Origin of the sequence: Arthrobacter sp. B2I5 (assembly GCF_030816735.1) — a bacterium.
Taxonomy (GTDB): Bacteria; Actinomycetota; Actinomycetes; order Actinomycetales; family Micrococcaceae; genus Arthrobacter.
In genome coordinates this window covers 111,325-123,269 of record NZ_JAUSYF010000001.1, presented here as the reverse complement: position 1 = coordinate 123,269, position 11,945 = coordinate 111,325, and the positions used below count along the sequence as shown (strand labels likewise).

At 67.7% G+C, this 11,945-nt stretch carries 12 protein-coding genes and 1 riboswitch; of the genes, 6 read left to right on the top strand and 6 right to left on the bottom strand.

What is annotated here, in order from left to right; genetic code table 11:
* Positions 1–141: riboswitch (TPP riboswitch) on the bottom strand.
* 83 nt (positions 142–224) lie between these two features.
* From QFZ60_RS00515 to QFZ60_RS00495, 5 genes are all read left to right on the top strand, one after another.
* Positions 225–767, top strand: coding sequence for a heme-degrading domain-containing protein (locus QFZ60_RS00515; protein WP_307087212.1), 543 nt, complete (start codon positions 225–227; stop codon positions 765–767).
* Between the two features lie 198 nt (positions 768–965).
* Complete coding sequence (locus QFZ60_RS00510) at positions 966–2,021, top strand: iron-containing redox enzyme family protein (protein WP_307087210.1); 1,056 nt, start codon at positions 966–968, stop codon at positions 2,019–2,021.
* Positions 1,970–3,124: a glycosyltransferase family 2 protein gene (locus tag QFZ60_RS00505; protein ID WP_307087208.1), complete on the top strand. Its 1,155-nt coding sequence runs from the start codon at positions 1,970–1,972 to the stop codon at positions 3,122–3,124. Before QFZ60_RS00510 ends, QFZ60_RS00505 begins: the two co-directional genes overlap by 52 nt.
* Positions 3,125–3,153: 29 nt before the next feature.
* Entirely contained in the window at positions 3,154–3,366 is a 213-nt protein-coding gene (locus tag QFZ60_RS00500) for a CDGSH iron-sulfur domain-containing protein (RefSeq protein WP_056331533.1), read from the top strand.
* A 118-nt stretch (positions 3,367–3,484) separates the two neighbouring features.
* Entirely contained in the window at positions 3,485–3,748 is a 264-nt protein-coding gene (locus QFZ60_RS00495; protein WP_142118189.1) for a DUF4235 domain-containing protein, read from the top strand.
* Between the two features lie 9 nt (positions 3,749–3,757).
* On the opposite strand, the gene mnhG is transcribed toward QFZ60_RS00495, so the two are convergent.
* From mnhG to QFZ60_RS00465, 6 genes are read right to left on the bottom strand one after another with little or no spacing between them, the layout of a single operon-like run.
* Positions 3,758–4,162, bottom strand: coding sequence for a monovalent cation/H(+) antiporter subunit G (gene mnhG / locus QFZ60_RS00490; protein ID WP_307087203.1), 405 nt, complete (start codon positions 4,160–4,162; stop codon positions 3,758–3,760).
* Positions 4,152–4,430, bottom strand: coding sequence for a monovalent cation/H+ antiporter complex subunit F (locus QFZ60_RS00485; protein WP_142118193.1), 279 nt, complete (start codon positions 4,428–4,430; stop codon positions 4,152–4,154). Before QFZ60_RS00485 ends, mnhG begins: the two co-directional genes overlap by 11 nt.
* Positions 4,427–4,972 carry a Na+/H+ antiporter subunit E gene (locus QFZ60_RS00480; RefSeq protein ID WP_307087200.1) on the bottom strand — a complete coding sequence of 182 codons (546 nt, stop codon included), beginning with the start codon at positions 4,970–4,972 and terminating at the stop codon, positions 4,427–4,429. Before QFZ60_RS00480 ends, QFZ60_RS00485 begins: the two co-directional genes overlap by 4 nt.
* Complete coding sequence (locus tag QFZ60_RS00475; protein ID WP_307087198.1) at positions 4,969–6,576, bottom strand: Na+/H+ antiporter subunit D; 1,608 nt, start codon at positions 6,574–6,576, stop codon at positions 4,969–4,971. Before QFZ60_RS00475 ends, QFZ60_RS00480 begins: the two co-directional genes overlap by 4 nt.
* Positions 6,573–7,178, bottom strand: a complete 606-nt coding sequence (locus QFZ60_RS00470) for a Na(+)/H(+) antiporter subunit C (protein WP_307087196.1) — start codon at positions 7,176–7,178, stop codon at positions 6,573–6,575. Before QFZ60_RS00470 ends, QFZ60_RS00475 begins: the two co-directional genes overlap by 4 nt.
* On the bottom strand, positions 7,175–10,285 hold the full coding sequence (locus QFZ60_RS00465; RefSeq protein ID WP_307087194.1) for a Na+/H+ antiporter subunit A: 3,111 nt from the start codon (positions 10,283–10,285) through the stop codon (positions 7,175–7,177). The genes QFZ60_RS00470 and QFZ60_RS00465 overlap by 4 nt, the downstream gene beginning before the upstream one ends.
* A gap of 195 nt (positions 10,286–10,480) precedes the next feature.
* Between QFZ60_RS00465 and QFZ60_RS00460 the strand changes: the two genes are divergently transcribed.
* Positions 10,481–11,884: an MFS transporter gene (locus QFZ60_RS00460; RefSeq protein WP_307087192.1), complete on the top strand. Its 1,404-nt coding sequence runs from the start codon at positions 10,481–10,483 to the stop codon at positions 11,882–11,884.
* The last annotated feature ends 61 nt before the right edge of the window (positions 11,885–11,945 follow it).

The window sequence follows — 11,945 nt, the reverse complement described above, 5'->3', positions numbered from 1 at the left end:
CACTTTGAGAACTCGACTCCCTTGCGCCGGTACTAACCGGATCAGGTTCGAGGGTCTGCGGCTGTCCGCACTCTCAGCGCCCACCTGCGGTGCCCGGCGGATGCCAGGATGCCCGACGGCGGCGCTCCCCTGTCGTTTGTAGTGTTGCTTTTTGTTGGGTAAGGCTTTTGATTGCCCTTCCGGGCGTGGTCAAGTTTACACCGGGCGGGGGTAGATTGAAGGCCATGAGCGCCATTCCACCGGATGTGACCGGGTTCGATCCTGATTCCCCCGACGCCCAGCCTGAGGGGTCGGTGGAGGCACTGGTTGCCCGGGTCGAGGCGGAGGTCCGGGAGCTCCACTTCCCCGGCTTTTCGGCGGATGACGCGCTGAACCTGGGCCTGCTCCTGGTGGAACTGGGCAAGGAGCGGTCGCTTCCCATCGCGATCGACATCACCAAGGGTGAGCAGGTCCTGTTCCACGTCGCGCTTCCCGGCGCCACTCCTGACAACGGGCACTGGATCCGGGCCAAGCAGCGCACTGCCGCCCGGTACGAGGTGCCGTCCCTTTTGGTGGGGCTGCGGGGCCGGCTGGGCGGCGGCCGGATCGAGGACAACGCCTGGTTCGACCAGTCCCGGTACGCAGCCCACGGCGGCTCCTTTCCCATTTATGTCACCGGCGTGGGCGCGGTGGCCACAGTCACGGTCTCCGGATTGCCGCAGCTCCAGGACCATGACCTGGTGGTGGAGGCGCTGCGGGACATCCTGGGGTCGGCCCTGTCTGACTGAACGCTGTCTGACTGACCGCTGTCCGGCTTGCTGCTGGGGGACCAGCGAACCTGCCTATAGACAAAGACTGCTTAGCTTTTATTAGTAATCATGCTTACTATATTGTTCCCCCGGGTTTCGAGGAGGACAGGGCATGGCAGTCACCATGGGCGGTCCCGCGTTCGTTCCCGTCACCAGCGCCGCAGACCAAGGAGCACCATGAGAATCCCGGAAACCAGAGGCCCCCTCAGCAGCGCCCTGTTCGAGGTCCTGGCGCAGGCTCCGGACTCCTCCGGGACGGAACTGGACGCCCTGTACCGCCTGGCGGCAGGGCAGGTGTCCGGCACCGCTGACATTATTGGCGACGAGGACATCCAGCTGGCCCTCTTCTGCCTCTACGAACTCCATTACTCCGGGCTGGACGGCGTCTCCGACCACTGGGAGTGGGAGCCCGCGCTAATCAAGGTCCGGCAGCTGCTCGAGGAACCGTTTGAGGTTGCCCTCCGCGCCGCCGCACAGCAGGCCGCTGGAACGCTCGAACTGCCCGCAGGCGGTCCAATGACAAGTGACCAGGTGGCCGATGTCCTGTTCGGCCTCGCCGGCATGGACACCGGCCCCAGCGTCTCCCGCTACGTCGCCCGGAAGGCAACCCTGGAGCAGCTCAGGGAGTTCCTGGTCCATAAATCCATGTACCAGCTGAAGGAAGCCGACCCTCACACGTGGGCCATCCCGCGCCTCAGCGGACGGCCCAAAGCGGCCCTGGTGGAAATCCAGGCGGACGAATACGGCGGCGGCCGCCCCGAGCGGATGCACAGCGCGCTGTTCGCCCGGACCATGCGCGGCCTGGGCCTCGATGACAGCTACGGCGCCTACGTCGATGCCGTTCCCGCCGTCTCCCTCGCATCGGTAAACCTCATGTCCCTTTGCGGACTGAACCGGCGGCTCCGCGGCGCCATCACCGGCCACCTGGCAATCTACGAAATGACCTCCTCCCAGCCCAACCGGTTCTACGGCAACGGTTTCCGGCGGCACGGCTTCGGCGCGGACGTCACGCACTACTTCGACGAGCACGTGGAGGCCGACGCCGTCCACGAGCAGATCGCCGGCCGCGACCTCGCCGGCGGCCTCGTCGAAGCCGAGCCGGAACTCCTGGCGGACGTCCTGTTCGGGGCGACGGCGGTCATGGCCATCGACGGCCGGCTCTCCGCCCACCTCCTGTCCTCGTGGGAAGCCGGGACATCATCGCTGCGGGCGGCCGTGCCGGCGGCAGCATGACGGCCGGCCCGACAGTGTCCCAGGGCCGGCGCGCCTGCTTGGCCGGGGCGGAGTACATCCTTCCCCTGCGCTGGAGTGAGGACTCCGGCTTGGCTGACCTTTCGGACTACCTCCGGCGCCTCGTGGCCTGGATCCCGGTCACCGTGGTGGACGGCTCCGCCCCCAGCCTCTTCGAACGCCACCGCGCGGCGTTCCCCGCCGCGGTGCGCCACCTCTGCCCGGACCCCGATGGTTCCCCGGACCAGAACGCTTTCCCGGACCGCCCCGGCGTCGGGTGCGGCGCCCACAACGGAAAGGTGGCCGGCGTGATGACGGGAGTGCGCGCCTCCAGGGCGGAGTTCCTTGTCATTGCCGACGACGACGTCCGCTACACGCGCGAGGCCCTCGCCGCCGTCGTCCATCACCTCGGATCGGCCCACGTGGTGCGGCCGCAGAACTACTTCGACCCCTCCCCGTGGCACGCCTGGTGGGACACGGCCAGGACGCTGCTCAACCGCGCCTGGTCCGCCGACTATCCCGGAACGCTGGGAGTCCGCCGCAGTGCGCTCGTGGCCACCGGCGGCTATGCGGGAGTCCTGTTCGAAAACCTGGAGCTCATCCGCACCATCAGGGCCGCGGGCGGAACGGAACGGATCCTGCCCGGCCTGTTCGTGGCCCGGCAGCCGCCAACTGCCCGGCACTTCCTGCGCCAACGCATACGGCAGGCGTACGACGATTTTGCCCAGCCGCGGCGGCTTGCCGCCGAACTTGCCCTGCTCCCGGCCGTCCTCGGGGCAGCACTTCTTCCTGCCCGGGCAAGGCGGACCGCCCTCCTGGGGCTGGCCGGGGCGGCCATCGCCTGGGCGGAAATTGGACGACGCCGGAACAACGGGACCGCCGTCTTTCCCGCCCCGGCAGCCTGGTTTGCGCCGCTCTGGGCACTGGAGCGGGCCGTCTGCGTCTGGCTGGCAGCCGCCTCCAGGCTGGCGGGCGGGATCCCCTACGCGGGCAGCAGGATCAGCACGGCGGCGCACTCGGAGGCAGAACTCCGGCGGCGCCATGCCGGAAAGCTCGGCCGGGCACCCGGCAACCAGGAAGCAACGATGAAAGCGGTGCAGGGATGAACCCCGGACAGCATGGAACAGAAGTCCACATGGACCAGGAAGCAGCCAGCTCCATCGTGGTGTGCCCGGACGGGCCCCTGATTATCAGGGGCGAGTTTGAGATCGTCACCCCGTCCGGGGACGCCGTGCCCCGCGACCGGAAGACCGTTGCCTTGTGCCGCTGCGGGGCCTCGGCCATCAAGCCGTACTGCGACGGCACGCACAAGATGATCAAGTTCCGCACCGAGCCGCCCGCCGGTTAGTCCAACAGGCTGTTAGTCCAATAAGCCGCCTGCAGCACGCCACGCCCTTGCCCGGACCGGCACGGGGGTACGGCTAGGCTGGAGGCAGTCCGTTTTCCGCCCGCAAGGAGTAATAGGAATGAACCTTTTCATCAAGCTGCTCGGGACCGGGGTGAGCCTGGGTGCAGGCCTGGTCGGTACCAAGCTCGTCAACACCATCTGGGAAAAGACCACCGGGCAGAAGGCCCCCACCGGCAAGAACGAGGACGTCCCCACCAGCCTGCGTTCGGCATTGACCTTCGCGCTGATCTCCGCGTCGGTGAGCGCCATCATCCAGGTCCTGGCCAACCGCGGCACCCAGCGTGCCATCACCAGGTTCGCCAAGACGCAGGACATCGTCTAGCGTCAAGCGCTACCGGCCGCCGTCGGGGCTGTCCTTCCGGGCAGCCTCGGCGGCGGCTTTTTGCACCACAGCCTCCAGCTCGTCGGCCGTGAGCAGTTCCCGGTGCAGGTGCTTGGTGCGGTACCCGGCGCGGCCCACCATGTGCGCGGACACCGGAACGGTGAGCAGCTGGAAGATCCAGGCCACCGCCAGGACCGGCCACACCCACCACGTCCGCATCTGCAGCCCAATGGCCGCCAGCAGCAGGAACAGGCCCAGGACCTGCGGTTTGGTGGCCGCGTGCATGCGGCTCAGCAGGTCCGGGAAGCGGAGCAGGCCAATGGCCGCACCCAGGGACAGGAGTGCCCCCGCCACCATGAACACGGCGGACACGGTGTCGATCCAGCCGTCGGGACCGGACAGGTCAGGATTCATCAGGCTTCACCCTTCGGTCCGCCACGAAACGGGCCACGGTCACGGATCCGATGAAACCGATGATGGAAATGGCCACCACCAGCATGAGGTTGTTCAGGTGCCGGTTCACGGCCATGTCGATGCACAGGGCCCCGGCCAGGATGGCCAGCAGCACATCGGCCGCCAGCACCCGGTCCAACAGCGACGGGCCACGGGAGATCCGCAGGATGGCGCCGGCCGCGGCAAGCGAGAAGATGACGGCTGTAACAGCCAGGACAACGTGCATCATGCGGCGGCCTCCATTCGGACGGCTTCGAGTTCCTCAGGGCTGCCCATGATGCGGATCAGGCCGGCTTCGATGGACCGCACTTCGTTCCGCAGGCCCTCCACGTCCTCCTCGGAGGTGATGTTGAGCGCGTGCAGGTACAGGGTGGATGTGGAGCGGTCCACCTCCACCACCAGGGAACCCGGGATCAGGGAGATCACGTGGCCGGTGGCGGTGACGATCAGGTCCTGGTGGCTGCGCAGCTTCACCGCGACGACGGCGTTGGTCACCTTGGGGCCGCGGACGGTGGCCAGGTACAGGACCTGGGCGCTGGCCACCGCCACCTTGCCCACGAACGCCAGCGCAAAGGGCACGGCGTGGAGGATATTGAAGCGGCCGCTGAGCTCCACCGGCGGAAGGTAGAAGAGCCGGGCCACGCCCACTGCCAGCAGGGCCCCGAACAGGAGGTTTCCGGGGCTGAAATCCTGCCACAGGGCGCCCCAGACAATCACCAGCCAGACCAGGAGAGGCAGCTCCTGGCGCAGGGAAATGCGTTTGCGGCTCATCGCACTCCTCCCACGGCAGGTGTGGCCGGGATGGGAACATCACTGCCCAGGACCGCCTGGATGTACGGGGTCCGGTCCAGCATGTCCCGCGCGGCCCGGTCCGAAAGCCCGAACAGCGGCCCGGCAAAGACGGTCAGGGCAACGCCGAGCACCACCAGGCCCAGGGTAGAGCCCACCATGGTGCGCGGCAGGAGCGTCACGGTGCTGCTGAGCTTGGCACCCGGTCCGGCCACCCTGGCCGCCGGGTGGGCAAGCAGCACCGGATCCGGATGTTCCGCGTCCGTGGGCCGGCGCCAGAACGCACGGTTCCACACCCGGGCGATGGCCAGCAGCGTCAGGAGGCTGGTCACCACGCCGCCGATCACCAGCGCGTAGGCCAGCGGAGTACCCAGCTCGATGCCCGCCTGCATCAGCCCCACCTTGCCCAGGAACCCCGAGAACGGAGGGATGCCGGCCAGGTTCATGCCGGGGACAAAGAAGAGCAGCGCCAGCAGGGGCGACAGTTTGGCCAGGCCGCCCAGCCGGTCCACGGACGAGCTGCCGCCGCGCCGCTCGATCAGGCCCGTGACCAGGAAGAGGCTGGTCTGGATGGTGATGTGGTGGGCCACATAGAACACTGCAGCGGCCAGCCCGGCAACGGAGGACATGGCCAGCCCGAACACCATGTAGCCGATATGGCTGACCAGGGTGAACGACAGGAGCCGCTTGATGTCGCTTTGGGCCAGGGCGCCCAGGATGCCCACCACCATGGTCAGCAGCGCGGCCACCATCAAAGGGGTGTTCAGGGTGTCCCCCGGGAACAGCAGGGTTTCGGTCCGGACCATGGCGTACACGCCCACCTTGGTGAGCAGCCCCGCGAACACTGCGGTGACGGGTGCCGGCGCCGTGGGGTAGGAGTCAGGGAGCCAGAAGGACAGCGGGAAGACGGCAGCCTTGATGCCGAACGCCACGAGCAGCATGACGTGCAGCATGGTCTTGGTGCCCTGGTCCAGTTCGCCCAGCTTGATGGCCAGGTCCGCCATGTTGACCGTTCCGGTGGCTCCGTAGACCATGGCGATGGAGATCAGGAACAGCACCGAGGACACCACGGACACCACCACGTAGGTGACGCCCGCCCGGATGCGCGGGCCGGTGCCGCCCAGGGTCATCAGCACGTAGCTGGCGGTCAGCAGGATCTCGAAGCCGACGTAAAGGTTGAACAGGTCCCCGGACAGGAACGCGTTGGACACCCCGGCCACCAGGATCAGGTAGGTGGGGTGGAAGATCGAGACCGGCGCGTCGTGGTCACCGTCGGCCATGCCCTGCCCCGTGGCGTACACCAGCACGGCCAGGCTGATCGCGGAGGACACCACTAGCATCAGGGATGAGAACTGGTCCACCACCATGACGATCCCCCACGGCGGCAGCCAGCCGCCGATGGTCACCGCTGCGGTCCCGCCGTTCCACGCCGACGCCAGCAGGAGGCATTCCAGGGCCAGGGTCAGCGAGAGCAGGGCGATGCTGACCGTGCGCTGGGCCCGGGTGTGCCGGATCAGCAGGAAGGTCAGGGCGGCGCCCAGGATGGGAAGTACGACGGCGAGCGGGGCAAAGCTTGCGATGTTCACTTTCCGCCTCCTTCCGGGCTGGCGTCGATGTTGAGTGAGCCGGGCTTTTCCTCCGCGGCGGCATGTTCGGCGGGCATCTCCCGGCCGCCGGCCACGACGGTGGCCACCGGCTGGCCCGTTTCCGGGCCCCCATTCCCGCCGGACGTTGCGTGGTTTGAGACGTCCCGGCCGTCCGATCCCAGCATGGTGAGCGGGAACTCGGAGGTTTCCGCCGGCACTTCCGCGTCATCCTCGGCGTCGAAGCTGGGGGTTGCCGCCACGCGGCGGTCTTCCAGGTCGTCCTGGATGTCGTCCTGCCGCGCCAGCACCCAGGTGCGGTAGATGATGCCAAGCATGAACGCCGTGACGGCGAAGGAGATGACGATCGAGGTCAGGATCAGGGCCTGCGGCAGCGGATCGTTGTAGTCCTGTGCGGGCGTGTCCTTGGCGAACAACGGCGCCAGGCCCGCGTATCCCCCGGTGGCCAGGATCAGGAGGTTGGTGGCGTTGGCCAGGAGCATCAGCCCCAGCAGCACCCGGGTGAGGCTGCGTTCCAGGATCAGGTAGATGCCGCAGGCATACAGGGCGCCCATGACGATCAGCAGGGTCAGGTTGACGCTCATGCGTGGCCCTTTGCGGTGGTCTCGGCGGGCACGGTGTGGGCCGGCATGGTCTGGGCCGGGACGGTGTCCGGCTCCAGCGGCGGTTCAGGATCGCGTTCCGCTTCCAGTTCCGGCTGTACCGGACGGTCCTCCTCCGGCTCGTCCGGGTGCGCGGCCGCGGCGGACCGCTCCTCCATGTGCTCGTCGATCTCGGCGCCGAGGCTGCGGAGCACGTCAAGCACCAGGCCCACCACCACGATGTACACGCCGATGTCGAAGATGGTGGAGGTGACGAATTTGATGTCGCCGAAGACGGGCAGCCACACCTGGATGATGGCGGACTGGAACACCTGCCCGCCCAGCAGCAGGGGCACCACCCCGGACACGGCAGCCAGGGCCAGGCCCGTGCCCAGCAGCGCACCGGCGCTCAGCGGCGCGGCCTCCCGCAGTTCGAACCGTCCGCCCGCCAGGTAGCGGATGGTCAGCGCCAGCCCGGCGGTAAGGCCGCCGGCGAAACCGCCGCCCGGCAGGTTGTGCCCGGCCAGCAGCAGGTAGAGCGAGAAGATGATCATCGAGTGGAAGATCAGCCGGGTGACCACTTCGAAGATGATGGAGCGCCGTTCGGGGGCGAGGGTCCGGCCGGCCACGATCCATGGATCGCGGGCGGCGGCTGCGAACTTCCGGCTGATGGCCAGGGCCGCGCCGTCGCGGGAGCCGGGATCCACGCCGTGGTGCCGCCCCACCGTGCCTTCGGCAACGGAGGCGGAGGTCTGGAGGCGGTCGCCGCGGCCGCGGATGAAGATCAGGCTGGCCACGCCGGTGGCGGCGAGCGCCAGGACGCTGATCTCGCCGAAGGTGTCCCAGGCGCGGATGTCCACCAGGGTCACGTTGACCACGTTGAGGCCACCGCCGCCCTCGTAGGCAAGCTGCGGGAACTGCAGTGACACCGGAATGGCGGTCCGGGCGCCCATCGCGAAGATCGCCGCAAACACCATGGTCACGCCGAATCCCAGGCCGATGATGACCCGCACCACCCGGTATTTGCCGCCCGTGCGGTCCCGCAGTTCGGGCGGCAGGCTGCGCATGGCCAGGACGAACGCCACCAGGATGATGGTTTCCACCAGCATCTGGGTCAAAGCCAGGTCCGGTGCGCCCTGCAGGGCGAACACCAGCGCGATGCCGTAGCCGGTCACGGACACCATCAGCACGGCAAGGAATCGTTTGTTCGCCCTGACGGCGGCCAGGGCGCCGATCACGATGCCCACGCCCGCCACGAGCTGAAGCGGGGAGTTCGGGTCCACTAGGTAGACGTCCCGCGGCAGGGCGTTGCCGCCCAGGAGGATGGCCGTCAGCGGCAGGACGAACGCCACGCTGAGGATCACCGCAAGGTAGAAATACAGTGAACCGCGCTGGGTCCGGCCTGTAATCCACACCGCAACGTCGTCCAGGGCGCCGATGGTCAGCTGGTAGCCGCGGTCGCCGTCCACCCAGGCCGGAACCAGGGACTGGACACGGGCCACCGCGTTGCGGCCAAAGTACATCGCCGCACCCAGCACGAAGGTGACCGCCGTCAGCCCAAGGGCCGGGGTCAGCCCGTGCCACAACGCAAGGTGGCCCGCCTGCTCGGCCGGAGTGCCGGCGTCGGGCGCTGTGGAAGCGAACAATGCCGCGTACGGCTGGATCCAGGCGTCCACCGGCACCGGCCAGAGCCCGTAGGCGATGGTCAGGACGCTGAGGACCGCAGGCGCGGCGAGGAAGGAGGGCGTAATCGCTTTGAAAGGGGTGGGGTCGACGCCGGGCTTGGCGGCGAACGCACCCCACATGAAGCGGGCGCTGTAGGCGAAGGTCAGGATGGATCCCACCACCAGCCCGGCCAGGACCACCATGCCCCACGGTCCGGAGTGCGGGTCCGCAGCATGGTGGACGAACGCTTCCAGCACGGATTCCTTGGCGACGAAGCCGCCCAGCAGCGGAACGCCCGCCATGGAGGCGGCGCCGATACCGGCCACGATGCCCAGCGCACGGGAGGAACGGAAGACGCCGGACAGTTTACGTACGTCGCGGGTCCCGGACTGGTGGTCGATGATGCCCACCACCAGGAAGAGGGTGGCCTTGAACAGGCCGTGGGCCAGCAGCATGGCCAAGCCCGCCAGCGCGGCGTCGGGCGTGCCCAGGCCCACCACCATGGTGAGGAAGCCCAGCTGGCTGACGGTGCCGTACGCCAGGATCAGCTTGATGTCGGTCTGCCGCAGTGCCCGGTACCCGCCCACCAGCATGGTGGCCAGGCCCAGCCCCAGGACCACAGGCTGCCAGTACGCTGTCTCCGAGAACCCCGGGGCGAGCCGCGCCACCAGGTAAATGCCTGCCTTCACCATCGCCGCGGCATGCAGGTAGGCGCTGACAGGAGTGGGCGCAGCCATGGCGCCGGGGAGCCAGAAGTGGAACGGCACCAGCGCGGACTTTGTGATGGCACCCACCAGGATCAGGACGACGGCGGCGCCCACCATGCTGCCGGACGTCCCGGAAACCAGCGCGGGGGCCTGTTCCAGGATTCCGGAGATACGGTACGTGCCGGCGGCGTAGCCCAGCATGATCAGGCCCACCAGCATGGCCAGGCCGCCGGCGGTGGTGACCATCAGTGCCTGGAGGGCGGAACGGCGGGCGGCCAGCCGGGTCCGGGCAAAGCCGATCAGCAGGTAGGAAAGAATGGTGGTCAGTTCCCAGAAGATGAACAGCAGCAGCAGGTCATCCGCCACCACCAGCCCGAACATGGCACCGGCGAACGCCAGCAGTTGGGCGCCAAACCCGCCCAGGTCCTGGTCTTCCCTTTTGAAGTACCTGGCGCAGTAGACCAGCACCAGGGCGCCGACGCCGAGCACCAGCAGGGACATGACCCACGCCAGCGCGTCCATGCGGAAGGCGAATTCCAGGTGGAGGCTGGGGATCCAGTCGAAGGCTTCGGTGACGGCCCCGGACCCTGAGTAGATGGGGTTGTGCTGGAACAACAGCCAGCCGAAGGAAACCCCCGGAACAGCGGCCAGCGCGTAGAAGGCGTTGCGGCCCCACAGCCTGAAGAGGAAGGGCGCGAGGACAGCCACCGAAAAGTGCACGGCAAGGACTGTGATCACTGTATTCTCCGCAACGTCAGGAATTCGATTGTCAAAAGTTGGAGCAGGCGGCAAAAAGTAAGGTCCGGGAGGGTTCAGTTTACCAAGGGCCGTCAGGTATCCTGCCTCTTCCATGGCTCAAGGGCAGGCGGAATCCCCGCCACCACGGGCCCGTCGTCCCAAGGGTGTTCGCCACAGGCGGATACGATGCATCCTATGAACAGCGCCAGCGCTCCGGGAGCAATGCAGCCCGCCTCGGAACTCGAAACCGGACCCGGGAAATCCAGCAAGGGCCGGGTGCTGGCCTGGGCTTCCTGGGACTGGGGCTCGGCGGCCTTCAACGCCGTGATGACCACATTCGTGTTCACCGTCTACCTGACGTCCAACGCTTTCGGCGGCGAGGACAACGCTTCGGCGGTCCTGGGCGCGGCACTGGCCGTTGCCGGGTTTGCCATCGCGCTGCTGGCGCCGGTCACCGGCCAGCGCTCCGATGCGGGCGGCCGGCGGAAGCTGTGGCTGGGGGTGAACTCGGCCGCCGTCGCCATCCTTACGGCCCTGTGCTTCTTCGTGTTTCCGCACCCGGAATTCCTGCTCCTGGGGGTATCGCTGATCGCGCTGGGCAACGTGTTCTTCGAATTCGCCGGCGTCAACTACAACGCCATGCTGGCCCAGGTCTCCACGCCGCACAACATCGGAAAAGTCAGCGGCTTCGGCTGGGGCGCGGGCTACCTCGGCGGCATCGTGGCCCTCCTGATCGTCCTGCAGCTGTTCGTGCAGCCGGCCTTCGACTGGTTCGGCGCGTCCACCCAGGACAGCCTCAACATCCGGCTGGTGGCCGTCTTCTCCGCCCTGTGGTTCCTCGTCTTCGCCCTCCCGGTCCTGTTTGCCGTCCCCGAGCTGCCCCGGTCCGCCCAGGCCGCCCGGCTCGGGTTCTTCGCCAGCTACGGACTGTTGTTCCGGCGGATCAAGGCGATCTACGCCACCAGCCCGCACACCATCTACTTCCTGCTGGCCAGTGCCGTGTTCCGCGACGGCCTCGCCGCCGTCTTCACGTTTGGCGGCATCATCGCAGCCGGCACTTTCGGCTTTGCCCTCTCCCAGGTCATCTTCTTCGCCATCTTCGGGAACGTGGTGGCGGCAGTGGGTGCGATGATCGGTGGCTTCCTCGATGACAAGGTTGGCCCCAAAGCCGTGATCACCGGTTCCCTGGTGGGGCTGCTGATCGCCGGAACGGCCATCCTGGCCCTGGGTAACGGGAACTATGTCTTCTTCGGCATGCAATGGGCCGGCAGCACCACATTCTGGGTGTTCGGGCTCTTCCTCTGCCTGTTCGTCGGGCCTGCCCAATCCGCGTCCCGCGCCTACCTGGCCCGGCTCGCGCCGCATGGCGAATCCGGCGAACTGTTTGGCCTTTATGCCACCACGGGCCGCGCCGTCAGCTTCCTGGCCCCGGCCCTGTTCACGCTCTGCATCACGGTGGCAACGCCGCTGGTGCCCGCCGGGCAGGCACAGCGGTGGGGCATCCTCGGCATCATGGTGGTCCTTCTGGCCGGGCTCCTGGTGCTGCTGCCGGTGAAGTCCCCGGAGAAGGCACCCATCGCGGTGGTCCCCGCCAGCTGAAAACACCCTCCGGGTCCTCTGCCAAGGCCCGGCCAAGGGTTGCCAGGCAGACTAGGCTGGA

Excerpts from the sequence above, each read along its gene's own strand:
- QFZ60_RS00515 (WP_307087212.1), top strand. The coding sequence starts at position 225 with ATGAGCGCCATTCCACCGGATGTGACCGGGTTCGATCCTGATTCCCCC.
- QFZ60_RS00510 (WP_307087210.1), top strand. The coding sequence starts at position 966 with ATGAGAATCCCGGAAACCAGAGGCCCCCTCAGCAGCGCCCTGTTCGAG.
- QFZ60_RS00500 (WP_056331533.1), top strand. The coding sequence starts at position 3,154 with ATGGACCAGGAAGCAGCCAGCTCCATCGTGGTGTGCCCGGACGGGCCC.
- QFZ60_RS00495 (WP_142118189.1), top strand. The coding sequence starts at position 3,485 with ATGAACCTTTTCATCAAGCTGCTCGGGACCGGGGTGAGCCTGGGTGCA.
- mnhG (WP_307087203.1), bottom strand. The coding sequence starts at position 4,162 with ATGAATCCTGACCTGTCCGGTCCCGACGGCTGGATCGACACCGTGTCC.
- QFZ60_RS00485 (WP_142118193.1), bottom strand. The coding sequence starts at position 4,430 with ATGATGCACGTTGTCCTGGCTGTTACAGCCGTCATCTTCTCGCTTGCC.
- QFZ60_RS00480 (WP_307087200.1), bottom strand. The coding sequence starts at position 4,972 with ATGAGCCGCAAACGCATTTCCCTGCGCCAGGAGCTGCCTCTCCTGGTC.
- QFZ60_RS00470 (WP_307087196.1), bottom strand. The coding sequence starts at position 7,178 with ATGAGCGTCAACCTGACCCTGCTGATCGTCATGGGCGCCCTGTATGCC.
- QFZ60_RS00460 (WP_307087192.1), top strand. The coding sequence starts at position 10,481 with ATGAACAGCGCCAGCGCTCCGGGAGCAATGCAGCCCGCCTCGGAACTC.